The sequence below is a fragment of the Aureimonas flava genome (assembly GCF_003583935.1).
In the GTDB taxonomy this organism is placed as follows: domain Bacteria; phylum Pseudomonadota; class Alphaproteobacteria; order Rhizobiales; family Rhizobiaceae; genus Aureimonas; species Aureimonas flava.
The window spans coordinates 172,990-191,307 of sequence record NZ_QYRN01000007.1; the positions used below are offsets into that span (position 1 = coordinate 172,990).

Here is an 18,318-nt window from a genome sequence, read left to right on the forward strand (position 1 = left end):
GGCCGCTCAGCCGCCGACCGGCCAGAACAGGGCGATCAGCGGCACCCCGACGAGAAGGACGATGGCCGAGAGCGGCAGGCCGAGACGCCAGTAGTCGCCGAACCGGTAGCCGCCCGGCGCCATGACGATCGTGTTGCACTGGTGGCCGATCGGCGTCAGGAAGTCGCAGGCCGCTCCCAGCGCCACCGCCATCAGGAACGGGTCGGGGTTGAGCCCGAGCCGCATCGCGAGGCTGCCGGCGATCGGCCCCAGCATCAGCACCGTGGCCGCGTTGTTCAGGAAGGGCGTCACGGCCATGGCGAGCAGCGTGACCATGAACAGCGAGGCGAGCGGCGAGAGCCCGTGCAGCGCCACGGACAGCCAGCCGGCGATGAGGTCCGTGCCGCCGGTGGTCTGGATCGCCTCCGACAGGGGGATCAGCGCGGCCAGGAGCACGATCACCGAGGCCTCCACCGTGCCGTAGGCCTCGTGCATGCTCATGACCCGCAGGAGGAGCAGCACCACCGCCGCGCCGAAGAAGGCGGCCACGGCTGGCACGTATCCCGTCGCCGTCAGCACCATCGCGGCGGCCAGGACGCCGAGCGGGATGAACGAGCGGCGCGAGCGCCCGAGCACGATCGAGCGCTCGGCGAGCGGCAGGATGCGCAGCTCGGCGAGCGCCGCCGGCACGCTCTCGCTGGTTCCCTTGAGCACCAGGACGTCGCCCTCGCGCAGCCGCAGCGAGGCGAGGCGCTGCTCGATCGGACGCCCCGACCGGCTCACCGCCAGCACCGCCACCCCTTGCGCCGATTCCAGCGCGAGCGATCCGAGGCGCGAGCCGATGATCGGCGACTGCGGCGTGACCACGCCCTCCACCACGCTCTCGGTCTCGATGTCGCCGCGTGTCGGCAGGTCGCCCGAGAGCCGCAGGCCGGCGCGCGCCACGGCGCGCTCGATGCCCTCCGGCTCGCCGCCGAGGAGCAGGAGGTCGCCCGCCTTGAGCACCATGCCGGGCGTCGGCTCGTGGCGGCGGAACCGCTCGCGGATCACCAGGCGCACGGCGATGTCGTTGTCGGCCGCCGATTCGAGTTCGGCCACGGTCCGGCCCGCGATCGCCGAGTTCTCCGGGATCTCGACCTCCGCCGTGTAGGCGTCGAGGGCGAAGGCCTCGCCCATGCCGCCGGCGGGCTTGCGCTTCGGGATGAGCCCGGAGGCGAGCGACAGGAACAGGAAGCCGCAGATGACGACGCCGAGCCCGACAGGCGCGTAGTCGAACATGGCGAAGGGCTGGCCCGTCATGTCCTGGCGGATCTTCGAGACGATGATGTTGGGCGAGGTGCCGACGAGCGTCACGAGGCCGCCGATCAGCGAGCCGAAGGCCATCGGCATCAGGAGCTGCGAGATCGAGGTGCCGTTCTTGCGCGAGACCTGCGAGGCGATCGGCATGAACATGGCGAGCGCGCCGACGTTCTTGGTCACCATGGAGAGCAGCGTCACCGCCCCGACGAGAACGAACACCTGCCGGCGCGCGGTGCGCATGTGCGGCATGAGGGGGCGCATGATGTCCTCGACGACGCCCGAACGCGCGATCGCCGCGCTGACGAGGAGCGCGGCCACGACGATCACCACCACGTCGTCGGAAAAGCCGGAAAAGGCGGCCTTCACCGGCACGATGCCGGTGATCACGCCCGCCAGGAGACCGAGAAGGGCGATCAGGTCGTAGGGCAGACGCCCCCAGACGAAGCCGGCGACGGTGAGGCCGACGAGGCCGAAGGCGAGAGCTTGGTCGAGGGTCATGGCGCTCACGGGAGAGGGACGACGGGGCGGCGGTCGCAAATCGGCACACGGCGGCCGGTGCGCGTCGAACGAAAACCGGCCCGCGCCGTTATCGCTGCGACGCGGCGCCGTGGTCCGTGTTCGGGGGGCCTTTTCGCATGACACAAGGTGGCGCCGGGATCGCGTCCGGCAATACGAGCGCGGCGAGCGGACAGTCGGTGCTCGGGCGCATGGCTTTCCTGGCCGGGGCGCTGCTCGCGCTGGCCGTGGCGGCTTTCGGCTGGACCGTCTGGCAGGACACGCGGCGCGAGGCCGCCACCAGCGGCAACGGCGCGATCATCGCCGAGGCCGAGCGCTTCCTGTCGATGATGACCAGCGTCGAGACCGCCACCCGCGGCTTCGTGATCGCCGGCTCGGAGGACTTCCTCGCGCCCTTCCGCCAGAATGTCGCCGACCTGCCCGCCCAGCTCGTGCGGATGGAGGGCGTGTGGCAGGAGGGCGTGGGCGACCCCGCGCGGCTCGCGCGCCTGCGCGAGCTGTCGGACGCGAAGGTCGCCATCGAGAGCGAGACGGTGCGCGTGCGCACCGAGCGCGGCATGGAGGCGGCGGCCGAACTGGTGCGCTCGGGCGCCGGCAAGCGGCTGATGGACGACATTCGGGTCGAGATCGGCACGGCGCAGGCCAATGCGCAGAAACGGGTCGACCTCGCCGAAGTCGCCGCCCGGCGCAACGACACCGTCTCCAACGTGGCCTTCCTGGCGGCGATCCTGTCGGCCGCCGCGCTCGCCTTCGTCGCCTTCCGCCGCCATGTGGAGAGCCGGCGCGCCTCCGGGATCCTGTCGGCCGTGATGGAGAACTCGCCGGTGGCGATCGGCTTCGTCGGACCGGACGGGCGGCTCGGACGCATCAATCCGGCCTTCGCCCAGGCGGGCGCGAGCCTCGGGCGCGAGGTCGTGCCGTCGGACCGGCTTCTCGACCTCTTCCCGCACGACCGGGTGATGCTGGAGCGCATGCTGGACGAGACGCTGCGCTGGGGCCGCATCCACAACGGGGTGGAGCTGCGGGCGGGCGACGGGGAGAGCGAGCAGATCTACCTCGCCAGCATCTACCCGCTGCGCACCGAAGGGCGCATCGCGCACGAGACGGTGGGCGCGGGCGTGGTGCTCGCCAACGCCACCAAGCGGCTGCGCACCGAGCGCCAGCTCGCCTATTCGGAAAGCCGCTTCCGTTCGCTGATCGAGGCGACCTCCGCGATCGTGTGGTCGGTGCCGAGCTCGGGCCGCTTCAGCGGCGCGCAGCCCGGCTGGGCCGCCTTCACCGGGCAGACGGAGGAGCAGTATTCGGGCTTCGGCTGGACGGACGCGGTCCACCCCGAGGACCGCCGGCGCAGCGCCGACGCCTGGGCCGAGACGGTCGCCAGCGAGGGCACCTACAAGATCGAGCACCGGGTGCGACGGGCCGACGGCGAGTGGCGCGACATGATCGGGCGCGCCGTGCCGATCCGGGGCACGGACGGGACGATCGCCGAATGGGTCGGCACCCACACCGACATCACCGACCAGAAGCGGATCGCCGCCGAGCTCGGCCATTCCAACGAGCAGTTCCGCATCATCGCCGACAACATCCCCCAGTTCGCCTGGATCGCCGACACGGGCGGCGACATCGACTGGTACAATCAGCGCTGGTTCGACTACACCGGCACCACCATGGAGGAGATGCGCGGGCACGGATGGACCAAGGTCCACCATCCCGACCATATCGACCGGGTGCGCGAGGAGCTGTCGCGACGCTTCGCCGAAGGGGTGCAGTGGGAAGACACGTTCCCGCTGCGCGGAGCGGACGGCCACTATCGCTGGTTCCTGTCCCAGGCGATCCCGATCCGCGACGAGACGGGGCGGATCGTCCGCTGGTTCGGCACCAACACCGACATCACCTCGCAGCGCGCCGCCGAGCAGGAGCTCGCCGCCGCCAAGGAGGCCGCCGAGAACGCCAACCGGGCGAAGTCGCAGTTCATCGCCAACATGAGCCACGAGCTGCGCACCCCGCTCTCGGCCGTGATCGGCTATGCCGAAATGCTCGAGGAGGAGGTCGAGGACCTCGGCGAGGCCCATCTCCTCACCGACCTCAAGAAGATCGAGCAGAACGCGCGCCACCTTCTCAGCCTGATCAACGACGTGCTCGACCTGTCCAAGATCGAGGCCGAGCGCATGGACGTCTATGCCGAAAGCTTCGCCCTGTCGGACGTCCTGGACGAGGTGGCCTCCACGGTCGGCTCGCTGATCGCCAAGAAGGAGAACCGGCTGGCGGTGGAGAAGGACGGCGAGCTCGGCGAGATGCACACCGACCAGGTCAAGCTGCGTCAGTGCCTCATCAATCTCCTGTCCAACGCGGCCAAGTTCACCGAGAACGGAACGATCACCCTCTCGGCCAGCCGCGAGCCGCAGGACGGGGGCGACTGGATCCGGTTCGAGGTGACCGACACGGGCATCGGCATGACGCCCGAACAGGTCGAACGCCTGTTCGAGCGCTTCGCCCAGGCCGACGAATCCACCACGCGCAAGTTCGGCGGCACGGGCCTCGGGCTCGCCATCACCCGAGCCTTCTGCCGCCTGCTCGGTGGCGACATCGGCGTCACGAGCGAGGCGGGGCACGGCACGACCTTCACCATCCGCATCCCCGCCGAGGTCGAGCAGCCCGCCGAGGAGGCGCTGCCCGCGGCCGGCGAGCCGAACGCTTCCGACGGCGGGGCGGGGCTCGTGCTCGCGATCGACGACGATCCGCACGCCCGCGAGCTCGTGACCCGTTTCCTGCTTCGCGAGGGATTCTCGGTGCGCACGGCGGCCGACGGGCTCAGCGGCCTGGAGATGGCGCGACTTCTGAAGCCCGACGTGATCCTGCTCGACGTGACCATGCCCAAGATGGACGGCTGGGCGGTGCTCACCGAGCTGAAGGGCGATCCGGACGTGTCCGACATCCCCGTGGTGATGATCACGATCATCGACGAGCACAGCCTCGGCTACGCGCTGGGCGCGGCCGACTACCTGTTGAAACCCGTCGAGTGGAACCGCCTCAAGGCGGTGCTCGACCGCTTCCGCACCACCGACAACGGGGTCATCCTGGCGGTGGACGACGACCAGGACGGTCTCCACCGCACCGCCACCATGCTGGAGCGCGAGGGGCTTTCCGTGATTACCGCGCTGAATGGTCGCGAGGCGCTGGCGCGCATGGAGGAGGCGCGGCCGAGCCTGATCCTCCTCGATCTCGTGATGCCGGAGATGGACGGGTTCGGATTCCTGCGGGCGATGCGGGGGCGCGAGGACTGGCGCGACATCCCGGTCGTGGTCCTCACCTCCAAGGATCTCTCCGCCGAGGAGATGCGCTTCCTCCACGGCAAGGCGGAGGATATCTTCTCCAAGGGAGACGTGAATCTCAGGGACCTTGCGGCCCAGATCCGCGTTATGGTGGGGCAAGGCGCCGCCTGCGGGGCCCGGGACCTTGCGCAGACGGGCCATTCCGGATCGGAGCCGACATCATGACACGCATCCTGCTGGTCGAGGACCACGAGGAAATCTGGGACTTCCTGTCCCGCCGCCTCCAGAGGCGCGGCTACGAGGTGGTTCTGGCCCACGACGGGCAGGACGGGATCGAGAAGGCGCGGGGCACCGCGCCCGACGTCATCCTGCTCGACATGAACCTGCCGGTGCTGGACGGCTGGACCGCCGCGCGCACCATGCGCGCCGACGCCTCGATCCCGCGCATCCCGATCATCGCCCTGACCGCGCACGCGATGTCGGGCGACAAGGAGAAGACGCTGGCGGCCGGCTGCGACGACTATCACGCCAAGCCGGTGGACTTCTCGCGCCTGCTCGGCCAGATCGAGGCGCTGCTGCCGCAGGCCGCGGCGGCGCAGTAAGCGGGGCCACGCGCTTGAGCTTCGAATGGCTTTGGCGCCTGGCCGGACGCCAGGCGGGCCCGCGGGACGGGCAGGGGTTGAACATCGACATACCGGATCTCGCCGCCGCCGCGCCGGTCCTGCCGGCGACCGACGCGCCGCGCCGCGACGGCGTGGAGGCCGCGCTGGCTCTCAAGGTCCTGTTGGCCCATCTGGCGAACTTCCGGCAGGTGTCCTTTCCGTTGACCCTGGACTTCCGCTCCTTCTCGGCGGACGAGACGCGCGCGGCGGTGAACGCCGCGGCGCTGGCCGTGGAAGCGGACGAGGGCGGCTGGGCGGACGGTGCGCGGCGCCGGCGTGCCGCCGAGACGCTGGCGCGGCTCGGCGCGGCGCCGGCCGACCTCGAGCCGCTCGGCCGGCCGGAGGAACCCGCGCAGTCGCTCGGCGAGATGGTGCGCGAGGCGCAGCGGCTCGACCGGGCGGCGCACGCCTATGCCGTGTCGCTGCTGGTGCTCGGCCGTCGCTCAGTTCTGGCGCAGAGCTATCTCGCCTATCTCGCCGCCCGGCTCGGGCTGACCGCCAACGTGGTCGGCAGCCTCAACCGGCGGTTTCGCGGGTGATCTCGCGCACCGCCGACTGAACCGTTCCCGATTCCAGAAGAAGCGTGCGCGCGAGGTCGGCGAGAGTGACCCAGCCGACCACCGCGCCGCCGCCGCCCTGCGTGACGGCGAGGCGGCGGACGCGGTGCGCCGTCATCATGTCCATCGCGGTCTGGAAACTGTCCTCGGCCCGGCACGAGATCAGCGGCGAGGACATCACGTCGCAGGCGCGGACCTGCGAGGCGTCGAGCCCGCGCGCCACGACGCGATAGAGGATGTCGCGGTCGGTGACGACGCCCTTGGGGTCCTCCGGGGTGCCGATCGGCAGCGAGCCGACATCGAGATCGCCCATGGTCACGGCGAGTTCGGTGACCGGCTCGTCGGGGGAGGCGAACTCCACGTGCCGGTTCATCACGTCCTGGATCTTCAAGGGGTCGGGTCCTCGGTCATGTCGGGGAAGATGCGACGGGAACGCGCCAGCCCCCGAAGGGTTCGCCGTGCCGGGAACCAAAAGCCGGTTGTCGCCTTCTTCCCTCCGGCGTGTTTCCTCTTCTGACGGGATCGATCCCTTGAACATTCTTTCGAATGCCTCCGACTTCGCGTCCAACCTCGCGAAGCCGGGCTTGCGCCGGTCGCGCGTCACGGCCGGACGTCCGTTCCCGCGCGGCGCCACCTGGGACGGGCTGGGCGTCAACTTCGCGCTGTTCTCGGCCAACGCCACCAAGGTGGAGCTCTGCCTGTTCGACGAGACGGGCACCACCGAGATCGAGCGCATCGTGCTGCCAGAGTACACCAACGAGGTGTTTCACGGCTATCTGCCCGACGCGCGCCCCGGCCTCGTCTACGGCTACCGCGTCCATGGGCCCTACGAGCCCGACGCGGGGCACCGCTTCAATCCCAACAAGCTGCTGCTCGACCCCTATGCGCGCCAGCACGTGGGCGAGCTGAAATGGGACCACGCCCTGTTCGGCTATACGATCGGGCATGCCGACGGCGACCTCTCGTTCGACGAGCGGGACTCGGCGGCCTTCGTGCCGAAGTCGCAGATCGTCGATCCCGCCTTCACCTGGGGCAACGAGCGTCGACCGAACGTGCCCTGGGAGCGCACGATCTTCTACGAGACCCACGTCAAGGGCTTCACCCAGCGCCATCCGAGCGTCGCCGAGCGCGACCGGGGCAAGTTCTCCGGCCTCGCGCACCACGACGTCGTCGAGTACATCAAGAGCCTCGGCGTGACCTCCGTCGAACTCCTGCCGATCCACGCCTACGTGGACGACAGTTACCTGGTCGAGAAGGGGCTTCGCAACTTCTGGGGCTACAACACGCTCGGCTTCTTCGCGCCCGACCCGCGCTACATGGCGACGCCCTTCGTCAACGAGTTCAAGGAGCTCGTCTCGACCTTCCACCACCATGGGCTCGAGGTCATCCTCGACGTGGTCTACAACCATACGGCCGAAGGCAACGAGAACGGGCCGACCCTGTCGTTCAAGGGCATCGACAACGCGACCTACTACCGGCTGCTGCCGGACAACAAGCGCTACTACATCAACGACACCGGTACCGGGAACACCGTCAACACGTCGCATCCGCGCGTGATGCAGCTCGTGATGGACAGCCTGCGCTACTGGGCGGGCGAGATGCGGGTGGACGGGTTCCGCTTCGACCTCGCCACCATCCTGGCGCGCGAGCCGACCGGCTTCTCGGAGGAGTCCTCCTTCCTCCACGCCACGATGCAGGACCCGCTGCTGAGCCAGGTCAAGCTGATCGCCGAGCCCTGGGACTGCGGTCCGGGCGGCTACCAGGTCGGGCGCTTCCCGCCGGGCTGGGCCGAGTGGAACGACGGCTACCGCGACACGGTGCGCGGCTACTGGCGCGGGGACGAGGGCAAGGTGCCAGCCGTGGCCGGCAAGATCTCGGCTTCGGCGGACCTCTTCGACCATCGTGGCCGCCAGCCCTGGGCGAGCGTCAACTTCATCACCGCCCATGACGGTTTCACGCTGCACGACCTCGTCTGCTACAACGACAAGCACAACGAGGCGAACGGCGAGGACAATCGCGACGGCCATTCGCACAACCTCTCCAACAACTACGGCGTCGAGGGGCCGACCGAGGACGCCGAGATCAACAACGTCCGCTTCCGGCAGCTTCGCAACTTCTTCGCCACGCTGCTCCTCTCGCGCGGCACGCCGATGATCCTGGCGGGCGACGAGTTCGCCCGCACGCAGGGCGGCAACAACAACGCCTACGCGCAGGACAACGAGATCGGCTGGGTCGACTGGAACGTCTCGCCGGACGGCGAGGACCTGGCCGAGTTCGTGCAGAAGCTCATCATGCTGCGCCAGGCGCTGCCGATGCTGCGGCGCGGCCGCTTCCTCCAGGGGCGCTACGACGAGGAGATCGGCGCCAAGGACGTGACCTGGATGTCGCCCTCGGGCGGCGAGATGGGTCAGTCGGAATGGGACGACGCCGGGGCGCGCTGCTTCGGCGTGCTCCTCGACGGCCGGGCGCAGTCGGAGGGCATCAAGCGCGTCGGTTCCGACGCGACCATGCTGCTGATCCTCAACGCGCACTACGACGTCGTGAACTTCCGGCTGCCGTCCGCGCCGGGCGGGCGCCGCTGGCACTGCATCATCGACACCAACATGCCGAACCGCGACGAACTCGTGCCTTTCGAGTTCGACACCGACTACATGGCCACCGGGCGATCGATGCTCGCCTTCATCCTGGAGCCGGAGGACGGCTACTCCCTGTCGGACGAGGCGCACCTGGCCTTCGCCCATGTCTCGGAGGCCTTCCAGCGCGCGGCGGCGGAACGGGTCCACATCGTGCGGGCCGAGGCGGGCTGAGGCGAGACCCGCCGACCCATCGTCGCAACGAAGAAGGGGCCGCTCCATCCGGAGCGGCCCTTTCGCTTTGGGGTCGGGCGCCGCGCGCTCGAACGTGGACGTGGAACGGGACGGCGGCGTGCCGGGCGCGGCGTGCCGCGTCCGGCGCCCGGTCGGGCGGTGGGGCGACGGCTCAGGCGGTGGCGACGGCCGGTTCCACCTTGGTGCCGTCGCCGGCGGCGGCGGGCGATGGCGCGGCAGGCTCCGGCGCCGCGGTCTTCAGCCCCGACATGTCGAGCGCGGCGGCAAGCGCGCCGTTGAGCGTCGTCACCAGGGCGTCGGCATGGACGCGGCGCTTCAGGTCCCGCAGCATGGCCGGGTCGCGCTGCCGCCAGATGCCGATCAGGATGCGGGCCTTCGGCGCGATGCGATGGACGCGGCGCACGGCCTGCCGCAGATGGACGGTGGACAAGGGTTCCACGAAGGACAGGCAGACCAGGGCGACACCCTCGGCCTGCGCCGGATCGGGCGGATCGCGCTGCAACGCGGCGAGATCCACCGCTTCGGCCCGCAGACCGTGCCGCGTCAGCACCTGGGCGAGCATCGCTGTCACGGCCCCGTCCAGCGCATTGAAGCCGGCGATGCACACGACGGGCCGCTCGCCACGCCAGTCCGGAAGAAGGTCCTGGCGGCGCTGCACGACGCGCGTCACCTCCTGGTCGGGCCCGGCCGCGTCCACGGCCGCGGCGGCTTCCGCCGTGAGGTTCTTGCCGCGGCGGCCCGTCCGGGAGGAGGTGCGCACGCCCCCGAGGCCGTCCACGAGTTCCAGCGTCGACCGCTGGAGGGTCCCCAGTCGCTCCCCCTCCACGGCGAAGCGCGCGACGTCCTCGTGGGCGATGCGCAGGCCCTCCAGGGCCACCTCGTCGTAGTAGGTCGCGAGCTCCCGCTCGCGCAGGAACTCGCGTGCCTGATCGATCGCCTCGCCCGGGGCGCCGGCCAGCATGCGCTGGTAGAAGATCTGCGCCGGCGAGAGCGCCGGCCGGTCGCCGAACATCACGTCGATGAAGGCGAGGCGCGGCACATGGCGGCCCATCACCACGAGGCAGATCGTCAGGGGCGTCGCGAGGATCAGGCCGACCGGCCCCCAGAGGAAGGCCCAGATAGTGGCAGCCAGGAGGATCGCCACCGGCGAGAGGCCGGTGGAATGCCCGTAGAGCACCGGCTCCACCACGTTGGACAGGATCGCCTCGGCGCCGAGATAGAGGACGGCCGTCCAGATCACGATCGACCAGCCCGGATCCACGGCGAAGGCGAGCAGCATCGGCAGGCCCGCGCCGACGATGCCGCCGACATAGGGGATGAAGCGCAGGACGCCCCCGAGAATGCCCCACAGCGCGGGGCTGGGGACGCCCAGCAACCAGAGGCCCAGCGCGGTGACGGTGCCGAAGGCGGCGTTCACGCCGAGCTGGAAGAGGAGGAGCTTGGACAGGCGCTTGGCCGCGTCGTCGATGGCCGCCGTGGTCTGCTGCAGGTCGTCGGTGCCGGCGAGGCGGATGAAGCGGTTGCGCAGGTCCTCGCGCTGAAGGAGGATGAAGATCGCGAAGATGATCACGACGCCGAAGGTCGCCAGGGGCTGGAGCAGCGGCAGGGCGATGGCGCTGATGGTCTCCAGCACCGAGCCCTGGTTCTCCACCGTCACCGGGATCGGCCGGCGGGCAGGGGCGTCATCTCCCGTCTCGGACGGCGCGGCCATGGACTGGATGTCGGCCGCCATCTCCTCCAGCGCCAGCGCCGCGCGGCTGAACGGGCCGTCGCCGGTCGCCTGCGCCGAGGCCGACAGCGACTGGAGCTTCCGCTGCACGGTGAGGCGATAGGACGGGATCTCGCCGACCAGCGAGGTGATCTGCGTCGCGATCACGAAGCCGAGCGCCACGATCACCACGGTGGCCGCCAGGATCGCTCCGCTGATCGCCAGCATGCGCGGCACGCGCATGCGCTGGAGGCCGATCACGATCGGGGCGAGGATGAAGGCGAGGAGGATGCCGAGGGCGAAGGGCACGAAGATCTCGCGGCCCAGGGTGAGGATCGCAGCGATCGACAGCGTCAGGACGCCGATCGCCAGCGCCGTGAACAAGGGAAGCGCGCGGCGCAGCATCTGCGAAGTGATGATATCCAACGCTCGGCGTCTCCCCGGCGCGCCGGAACATCCCACAGCGCGAACGGTGGCAAACGCACGGGCCGCGCGCCGGTTCCGCGATCCGTGAAGGCCTTTCACGCGCGGCTCGGTGGCTCGGTATGCGCCGAAGGCATGGCTGCCGCGCCGAATCATCGCTTCAAAGCGTTCGGGAAAGGCCCCATCTTCCGGTCGACACGACGGAACGGACACCCGAAAGGACGACCTCGATGAACGCCCGCACCTCCCGCACGCGCTCCCTCGGCCAGCGGATCCGCAGCATGACCGACGCCTTCGGCGGCATCGCGGCTTGCGCGGCGGCGGCCGAGGCCGGCAAGCGCCCGCCGCGCGCGGCGCTGGAAGCCGCCGGCATCGCGCCTGACGCCTTCGACGACGTCAAGTTCGGCTGAGCCTCGGACGGTCGAGGCGACCTATGCATGAAAAGGGCGGCTCCCTCGCGGGAGCCGCCCTTTTCGTTGGTCTGTCCGAGGAGACGTCTCAGTCTTCGTCGGCCGCCATCTGCGAGAGGATCTGGCCGCGCCCGCGCGAGCGCAGGATCATCGGCACCACCAGCGCCAGCACGGCCAGCGTGAGCAGCGCGACGGCGAGCCAGGAATGGACCAGGATCGTCGGGTCGCCCTGGCTGATGGCGAGCGCCCGGCGGAGCTGCTGCTCGGCCATCGGGCCGAGGATCAGCCCGACCACGACCGGGGCGATCGGATAGCCGAAGCGGCGCAGCATGTAGCCGATCAGGCCGAACAGAAGCAGCATGCCGAGCTCCACCGGCGAGGGGTTGGCTCCGATGCAGCCGAGCGTGGCGAAGACCAGGATGCCGGCGTAGAGCCAGGGGCGCGGGATGGTGAGCAGGCGCACCCAGAGCCCGATCAGCGGCAGGTTCAGGATCACCAGCATGAGGTTGGCGATCAGGAGGCTGGCGACCAGGCCCCAGACGATCTGCGGCGAGGTGATGAACAGCAGCGGGCCCGGCTGGAGACCGAACTGCTGGAAGGCGGCCAGCATGATCGCGGCGGTGGCCGAGGTCGGCAGGCCGAGCGTCAGCAGCGGCACCAGCGTGCCGGCGGCCGAGGCGTTGTTGGCGGCCTCGGGGCCGGCGACGCCCTCGATCGCGCCGTTGCCGAACTCCTCCGGGTGCTTGGTGAGGTTCTTCTCCATCGAGTAGGACAGGAACGTGCCGATCTCGGCGCCGCCGGCCGGCATGGCGCCGATCGGGAAGCCGACGGCGGTGCCGCGCAGCCAGGGCTTCCAGGACCGTTTCCAGTCCTCCTTGGTCATCCAGAGCGAGCCGGTCACCGCCTCGATCGTGTCGGGCGTGCGGCTCGCGGCGGCGGCCACCACGAGGCACTCGCCGATGGCGAAGAGCGCGACGGCGAGCGTGGTCACCTCGATCCCGTCCAGGAGATTGGCCGAGATGCCGCCGAACAGGCTCGCCAGCGCGGCCCAGAGCCCGTGCAGCGAGGCGGCCGGGTCGGCGGCCATGCCCTGGAAGTACTGCGCGACCGGGGTGAGCGTCAGGCGCGCCTGGCCGGTCTGGAGATCGATGCCCACGAGGCCGAAGGTGAGGCCGAGGGCCAGCGCGGTGAGGCCGCGCAGGGCCGAGTCGCCGAACGCCGCCGACACGGTGACGAAGGCGAGTAGCATCAGCGCGAAGTACTCGGCCGGCCCGAAGGACAGCGCGAAGGAGACGATCACCGGAGCCAGGAAGGCGAGGCCGAGCGTCGCGATCAGGCCGGCCACGAAGGAGCCGATCGCGGCGGTGGCGAGCGCCGGTCCGCCGCGCCCCTTGCGGGCCATCTTGTTGCCCTCGAGCGCGGTGATGATCGAGGCGCTCTCGCCCGGCGTGTTCAGGAGGATCGAGGTGGTCGATCCGCCGTACATGCCGCCGTAGTAGATGCCGGCGAACATGATCAGCGAACCGGCGGCGTCGAGCTGGTAGGTGACGGGCAGGAGCAGCGCGACGGTGAGCGCCGGGCCGATGCCCGGCAGCACGCCGACGGCGGTGCCGAGCGTCACGCCGATCAGCGCGTAGAGGAGGTTCATCGGCTGGGCGGCCGTCGCCAGGCCTTGACCGAGAAGGGCGAAGGTATCCATCGCTTGGGGACCCGTGTTTCGAGCGGGCGCGACCGGCCGCGCGGGCGGCGGGCGCCGAAGGGGGCGGGCCTCCGGCACCGGGCCGGAGGCGGGGGCTCAGCCGAAGAGGCGTTCCAGCGGGCCGGCCGGCAGCGCCAGGTTCAGGATCTTCGTGAACATCAGCCAGATGGCGAGGCTGAGCAGGATGCCGACGGGGATCGACATGTACAGCCGACGCTTGCCGAAGGCCCGAGCGGTCGCCGCGAACAGAAGGCCGGTGGCGATCGAGAAGCCGGCGGTGGTGAGCAGCAGGAGCTGCGCCGCCAGCCCGCCGACGATCCAGACGATGGGCGCGAACTCGTCGTGGTCACGCTCGGGAAACTCGCCGCGCCAGGCCTCCACCATGGTCCAGCCGGCCAGGACCACGAGGGCGCAGCCGATCAGGATCGGGAAGGTCGCCGGCCCGATGCGGGCATAGGCGCCGCCGCCGATCTGGCTGGCGTCCAGAAGCACGAGGAGCCCGAGCACCGCGAGCCCGATGCCGATGGCGAACGCCGCCCGGTCGGGGCGGCGTCCGGTCGGCGCATGGTCCGACGGCGCGCTCATTACTGGACGAGGCCGATCGCCGTGAGGACCTTGCGCGTGTCCTCGATGTTCTTGGCGAGCTCGGCCTTGAAGGCGTCGCCGGCCAGGAACGTGTCGACCCAGTTGTTGCGCTCCAGCACCGCCTTCCATTCGGGGGTCTGGACCATCTTCTCCATGTTGGCGGTGAGGGCGGCCGTCTGCTCGGCGGAGATGCCCGGCGCACCGACCACCATGCGCCAGTTCTGCAGCTCCATGTCGATGCCCGACTCCTTGAGCGTCGGGGCCTCGGAGCCGGTGACGCGCTCGGCGCCGGTGGTGGCGAGGAGGCGCAGCGTGCCGGCCTTCACCTGGGATTCGAACTCGCCGTAGCCCGAGATGCCGGCCGCGACCTGCTGGCCGAGGATGGCGGCCAGCGCCTCGCCGCCGCCCGAGAAGGCGATGTAGTTGATGGCCTTGGGATCGGCGCCCACGGCCTGCGCGAGGAGGCCGGCCGCGATGTGGTCGGTGCCGCCCGCCGAGCCGCCGGCGATCGCCACGGCGCCCGGGTTCTCCTTCATCGCCGCCACGAGGTCGTCGATGGTCTGGTAGGGCGAGGCGGCGGGCACCACGATGGCCTCGTCCTCGCCGGTGAGGCGGGCGATCGGCGTCACCTGGTCGAGCGTGACCGGCGACTTGTTGGTCAGGATCGCGCCCACCATCACGTAGCCGCCGACCAGCAGCGCGTCCGGGTTGCCCGACTTGGTGGACACGAACTGGGCGAGACCGATCGTGCCGCCGGCGCCCGGAACGTTGACCACCTGCACGTTGCTGGCGAGCTTGGTCTCCTGCAGGACGTTCTGCATGGCGCGAGCGGTCTGGTCCCAGCCGCCGCCGGGCGAGGCGGGCGCCACGATCTCGTAGGCGGGCGCCTGGGCGAAGGCGCTGGTGGAAACGAGAAGGGCGGCGAACGCGCCCAGCAGCATGGACTTCATGGAATGATCCTCCCGAATGGCGACGTCGAGCGTCCTTGGAAACGGCCGATGGTCGCGGGAAGGACGGCGGCGACCGGCACGGCGGTCTCGGACGACCGTTCCGCCCCTCCAGGCCGTCCGGTCGATGGCGCGCAGCCCTCGAGGCCCGCCCACGGTCGCATCCAGCCTCCCCGGCCGTCTGGAAACATCCTAACAAAGGGTTCCTGTCAAAAACCTGTCACCGGCCGCGCCTGCCTTATTGCGGTGCGACGATCTCCATCCACGTGTCCAGAAAACGGGCACGCCGCTGCCGGTCCAGCCCGACCAGGAGCGAAGGCCCGAGCGGCACCGGCTGCACGGCCCCGCGACCGAGGGCGGCGATGTGCTCGGCGGTCCACATGCCCTGCGCGCCCAGCACCACGGCGCCCAGCGCGGCCGGTCCCGCCAGGATCGACTGCCCCTCCGTGGACAGGGCGAACTCCAGGAACGCCTCGCCGAGATCGGGCCGCCGGGCGCCCACGGGCACGAACATCGAGCGCGTGACCACCAGCACGTAGTCGTCCGGCACCACGATGCCGATCCGCGCGCCCGCCGCCTGGCGCGCGAAGGCGTAGGAGCCGAGCACGTTGTAGCCAAGCGCGAGTTCGCCGCGCTCGATGCCGTCGAGGATCGCGGGGCTGGCGCCCGACAGGCGCACGCCCGCGCGCCCGAAGGCGCTCGCCAGGCGCCAGAAGTAGGACGACACCGACTGGTCCTGGCTCGCCAGCATGTAGCCGACGCCCGAGCGCGCGACGTCGTAGGTGGCGATCCGGCCGGCGAGCCGCACCGCCTGCCGCTCCAGGAGCTCGGCGAGCTCCAGGTGGCTGCGGGGCACCTCCTCGGGGGCCAGCGCGTCGGGATCGTAGACGATCACCGCCGGCTCGAAGGTGAAGCCGAACAGCTCGGAGCGCCACTGCGCCCAGCCGGGCAGCGCCGCCGCGCCCGGCACGTCGAGCGCGCGCGCGTAGCCGTCGTTCACGAGCTTGACCTGGAGGTCGGAGGCCGAGCTCACCATCAGGTCGGGCGGCGGCGAGAGGCCCTTGGCGAAGGCGTCGAAGATCGGCAGCGTCTCGCCTTCCTGGTAGACCACGGTGACGTCGGGCCGGTGGTCCTGGAAGCCGCGCACGAGATGGGCGAAAAGGCCGGTGTCCGTGGCGCCGAGGACGCTCAGCCGCGTCTCGCGCGAGCCGTCGGGCGCGGGATACACGGTCTCGGCCGCGCCCGCGGCGCCGACGGGCAGCGCCAGGAGCAGGACAAGCGCCACCGAGGCGAGCGCGCGGGTCCCGCCGCCGACGGCCGCGCCGGCGGGCCCGGCCGTTCCGTCCGCGCGCGGCAGGGCGAGGCGCGCCAGGAGCCCGCCGCCCGGCCTGTCCTCCAGCGCGATGCGGCCGCGCTGCGCCTCCACCGCGCGGCGCACGATCGCCAGGCCAAGGCCCGATCCGTTGGTGCCGGCCGCGGCGGCGCCCCGGCGGAAGCGCCGGAACACCGCCTCGCGCTCGTCCGCCGGAATGCCGGGCCCCCGGTCGGCGACGTCGATGCCGATCGCGCCGCCGGGCAGCGCGGCGACCGAGATCTCCACCGGCCCGGCGCTGTAGGTGAGGGCGTTGTCCACGAGGTTGCGCAGCATCTCGCGCAGCACCACGCGGTCGGCGCCGAGCGCCGCCTCGGCAAGGCCGGGCTCGATGCGCACCCCGACCCGGCCGGCGGTGTCGGGATCGAGGCGGCGGACCACCTCGGCCACCACGGCGCCCACCGGCGTCGCGCCGGCGGGCGCCGTGTCGAGGCGATGGGAGATCGTGGCGTCCATCAGGAGCTGCGAGACGAGCTGGCTCGCCTGCACCGCCCCTTCGTGGATGCGCGCGACCTGCGCCTTGAGCGCCTCCGGGTCGCGTTCGCCGCGGGCCACCTCCGCCTGGAGGCGCAGGGACGCGAGGGGGGTGCGCACCTCGTGGGCGGCCTCGGCCACCAGCGCCTCCAGCCGTTCGCGCGCCGAGCGCAGCCGGGCCATGAAGTCGTTGAGCGCGCCCACGAGCTGGGCGGCCTCCTGCGGCACGGGCAGGTCCACCGGGGCGAGGTTCTCCGGCGCGCGGGCGCGCAGGTGCCGCTCCAGCGACAGGAGCGGGCGGAAGGCGCGCCCGATGCCGAACCAAAGGATCGCGAGCGCCAGGAAGAGGAGCGCCACCACCGGCAGCAGCGCGTTGCCGAAGATCTCGCGTGCCAGCGCCTGCCGCTCCCCCAGCGTCTCGGCGACCCGCACCGTGGCCCAGCCGGTGCCCGAGGCGGTGGACACGAGGCGCCCGGCGCTCGCCACCCGCACCGGCTGGCCGCGATACACCGCGTCCGCGAAGGTGGGCTCGCTGTCGTCCTCGGGCGGCAGGCCCTTCGACAGGTCGCCATAGCCGGTGACGTTGGTCCCGTCCGGGGCCTCCACGGCGTAGAAGATGCGGTCGCTGCCGGAGAACATGGCGAAGGAGGCGAGCGGCAGTTCCACCGTGACCGCGCCCTCCTGGAGCTGCACCGCGCCGGCGATGGTCAGCGCCGAGGCGCCGAGCAGGCGGTCGAAGGCCCGCTCGGACGCGCGCTCGGCATAGTCGCGGACGAAGGCGACGAGAACCAGGGCGGCGAGCACGAGCAGCAGCGTCGCCGCCACCAGCACGCGCCGCCGGATGGAGATCGGCCTAGGCGCCATCGCGCACCCGGGCGACGTAGCCGAGGCCCCGCACGGTGCCGATCTCCAGCGCCGAGCCCTCGAGCTTGCGGCGCAGGCGCGAGACGTAGAGCTCCAGCGCGTTGATCGAGACCGCTTCGTCGAAGGAGAAGAGCTGGGCCATGAGCTGTTCCTTGCCCACCACGACGCCGGGCCGCGACAGGAGGATCTCCAGGAGGCGGAACTCGCGCCGGCCGATGTCCAGCCTCTCGCCGCCCCGGCTCACCGCGTGGCCCGCGAGGTCCACCGTCAGGTCGCCGAAGGCCGAGACGCTGGAGGTCTGGCCCGCCGGGCGGCGCAGAAGGGCGCGCAGCCGCGCGTCGAGCTCGCGCAGGTCGAAGGGCTTCACGAGGTAGTCGTCCGCCCCCTGGTCGAGAAGGCTGACCTTGTCGTCGATCTCCGAACGCGCCGTCATGACGAGGACGGGCACGGCCGAGCGCGCGCGGCGAAGTTGCGAGATGACCCAGAGCCCGTCGCGGGCCGGCAGGGTGAGGTCGAGGATCACGGCGTCGAACGTGTCGAGCCCCAAGGCCTCCACCGCGTCCTCGGCGGTCTTGACCCATTCCACCGCGTGGCCCGCCCCGCGCAGATGGCGGTTCACCGCGTCGCCGAGGCCCTCGTTGTCCTCCACCAGGAGCATGCGCATGGGAAGCCGGTCTCGCCGATCGGTCGGAAAGCGCCGACCATAGGGTTTGGGGCGCCGGT

13 protein-coding genes are annotated in these 18,318 nt (G+C 71.1%); 5 read left to right on the top strand and 8 right to left on the bottom strand.

All coding sequences use genetic code 11. The annotated features are described in order from the left end of the window. Window positions 1-6: 6 nt before the first annotated feature. Entirely contained in the window at window positions 7-1,776 is a 1,770-nt protein-coding gene (locus tag D3218_RS14300) for an SLC13 family permease (protein WP_119540767.1), read from the bottom strand. A gap of 137 nt (window positions 1,777-1,913) precedes the next feature. Between D3218_RS14300 and D3218_RS14305 the strand changes: the two genes are divergently transcribed. The 3 genes from D3218_RS14305 to D3218_RS14315 all read left to right on the top strand — a co-directional run bounded on the left by D3218_RS14305 (window position 1,914) and on the right by D3218_RS14315 (window position 6,267). Next, window positions 1,914-5,291 (top strand): response regulator, encoded by a 3,378-nt coding sequence (locus tag D3218_RS14305; protein WP_119540768.1) that lies wholly within the window; start codon window positions 1,914-1,916, stop codon window positions 5,289-5,291. Next, a complete protein-coding gene (locus D3218_RS14310) occupies window positions 5,288-5,668 on the top strand; it encodes a response regulator (RefSeq protein WP_119540769.1) in 381 nt (126 codons plus the stop codon). The genes D3218_RS14305 and D3218_RS14310 overlap by 4 nt, the downstream gene beginning before the upstream one ends. Before the next feature lie 77 nt (window positions 5,669-5,745). After that, window positions 5,746-6,267, top strand: coding sequence for a DUF533 domain-containing protein (locus D3218_RS14315; RefSeq protein WP_119540770.1), 522 nt, complete (start codon window positions 5,746-5,748; stop codon window positions 6,265-6,267). Here D3218_RS14315 and D3218_RS14320 read toward each other — a convergent pair. Beyond that, window positions 6,245-6,676 (bottom strand): CBS domain-containing protein, encoded by a 432-nt coding sequence (locus tag D3218_RS14320; RefSeq protein WP_119540771.1) that lies wholly within the window; start codon window positions 6,674-6,676, stop codon window positions 6,245-6,247. The genes D3218_RS14315 and D3218_RS14320 overlap by 23 nt on opposite strands. Window positions 6,677-6,821: 145 nt before the next feature. On the opposite strand from D3218_RS14320, the gene glgX reads away from it, so the two are divergent. Further along, window positions 6,822-9,092, top strand: coding sequence for a glycogen debranching protein GlgX (gene glgX / locus D3218_RS14325; protein WP_119540879.1), 2,271 nt, complete (start codon window positions 6,822-6,824; stop codon window positions 9,090-9,092). A gap of 172 nt (window positions 9,093-9,264) precedes the next feature. On the opposite strand, the gene D3218_RS14330 is transcribed toward glgX, so the two are convergent. Further along, on the bottom strand, window positions 9,265-11,247 hold the full coding sequence (locus tag D3218_RS14330) for an AI-2E family transporter (RefSeq protein WP_245415055.1): 1,983 nt from the start codon (window positions 11,245-11,247) through the stop codon (window positions 9,265-9,267). Between the two features lie 227 nt (window positions 11,248-11,474). On the opposite strand from D3218_RS14330, the gene D3218_RS14335 reads away from it, so the two are divergent. Beyond that, window positions 11,475-11,654: a hypothetical protein gene (locus tag D3218_RS14335; RefSeq protein WP_119540772.1), complete on the top strand. Its 180-nt coding sequence runs from the start codon at window positions 11,475-11,477 to the stop codon at window positions 11,652-11,654. 88 nt (window positions 11,655-11,742) lie between these two features. Here the strand turns inward: D3218_RS14335 and D3218_RS14340 are convergent, their stop codons facing one another. The 5 genes from D3218_RS14340 to D3218_RS14360 form a co-directional block, all read right to left on the bottom strand. Continuing rightward, entirely contained in the window at window positions 11,743-13,353 is a 1,611-nt protein-coding gene (locus D3218_RS14340; RefSeq protein WP_119540773.1) for a tripartite tricarboxylate transporter permease, read from the bottom strand. A gap of 96 nt (window positions 13,354-13,449) precedes the next feature. After that, a complete protein-coding gene (locus tag D3218_RS14345) occupies window positions 13,450-13,938 on the bottom strand; it encodes a tripartite tricarboxylate transporter TctB family protein (RefSeq protein WP_119540774.1) in 489 nt (162 codons plus the stop codon). Next, complete coding sequence (locus D3218_RS14350; protein WP_119540775.1) at window positions 13,938-14,888, bottom strand: Bug family tripartite tricarboxylate transporter substrate binding protein; 951 nt, start codon at window positions 14,886-14,888, stop codon at window positions 13,938-13,940. The genes D3218_RS14345 and D3218_RS14350 overlap by 1 nt, the downstream gene beginning before the upstream one ends. A 235-nt stretch (window positions 14,889-15,123) precedes the next feature. Further along, window positions 15,124-17,595: a sensor histidine kinase gene (locus tag D3218_RS14355; RefSeq protein ID WP_119540776.1), complete on the bottom strand. Its 2,472-nt coding sequence runs from the start codon at window positions 17,593-17,595 to the stop codon at window positions 15,124-15,126. Further along, window positions 17,585-18,259, bottom strand: coding sequence for a response regulator transcription factor (locus D3218_RS14360; protein WP_119540777.1), 675 nt, complete (start codon window positions 18,257-18,259; stop codon window positions 17,585-17,587). The genes D3218_RS14355 and D3218_RS14360 overlap by 11 nt, the downstream gene beginning before the upstream one ends. Window positions 18,260-18,318 lie beyond the last annotated feature (59 nt).

Coding starts and splice junctions, on each gene's coding strand:
- D3218_RS14300 (WP_119540767.1), bottom strand. CDS start 1,776: ATGACCCTCGACCAAGCTCTCGCCTTCGGCCTCGTCGGCCTCACCGTC.
- D3218_RS14305 (WP_119540768.1), top strand. CDS start 1,914: ATGACACAAGGTGGCGCCGGGATCGCGTCCGGCAATACGAGCGCGGCG.
- D3218_RS14310 (WP_119540769.1), top strand. CDS start 5,288: ATGACACGCATCCTGCTGGTCGAGGACCACGAGGAAATCTGGGACTTC.
- D3218_RS14335 (WP_119540772.1), top strand. CDS start 11,475: ATGAACGCCCGCACCTCCCGCACGCGCTCCCTCGGCCAGCGGATCCGC.
- D3218_RS14340 (WP_119540773.1), bottom strand. CDS start 13,353: ATGGATACCTTCGCCCTTCTCGGTCAAGGCCTGGCGACGGCCGCCCAG.
- D3218_RS14345 (WP_119540774.1), bottom strand. CDS start 13,938: ATGAGCGCGCCGTCGGACCATGCGCCGACCGGACGCCGCCCCGACCGG.
- D3218_RS14350 (WP_119540775.1), bottom strand. CDS start 14,888: ATGAAGTCCATGCTGCTGGGCGCGTTCGCCGCCCTTCTCGTTTCCACC.
- D3218_RS14355 (WP_119540776.1), bottom strand. CDS start 17,595: ATGGCGCCTAGGCCGATCTCCATCCGGCGGCGCGTGCTGGTGGCGGCG.
- D3218_RS14360 (WP_119540777.1), bottom strand. CDS start 18,259: ATGCGCATGCTCCTGGTGGAGGACAACGAGGGCCTCGGCGACGCGGTG.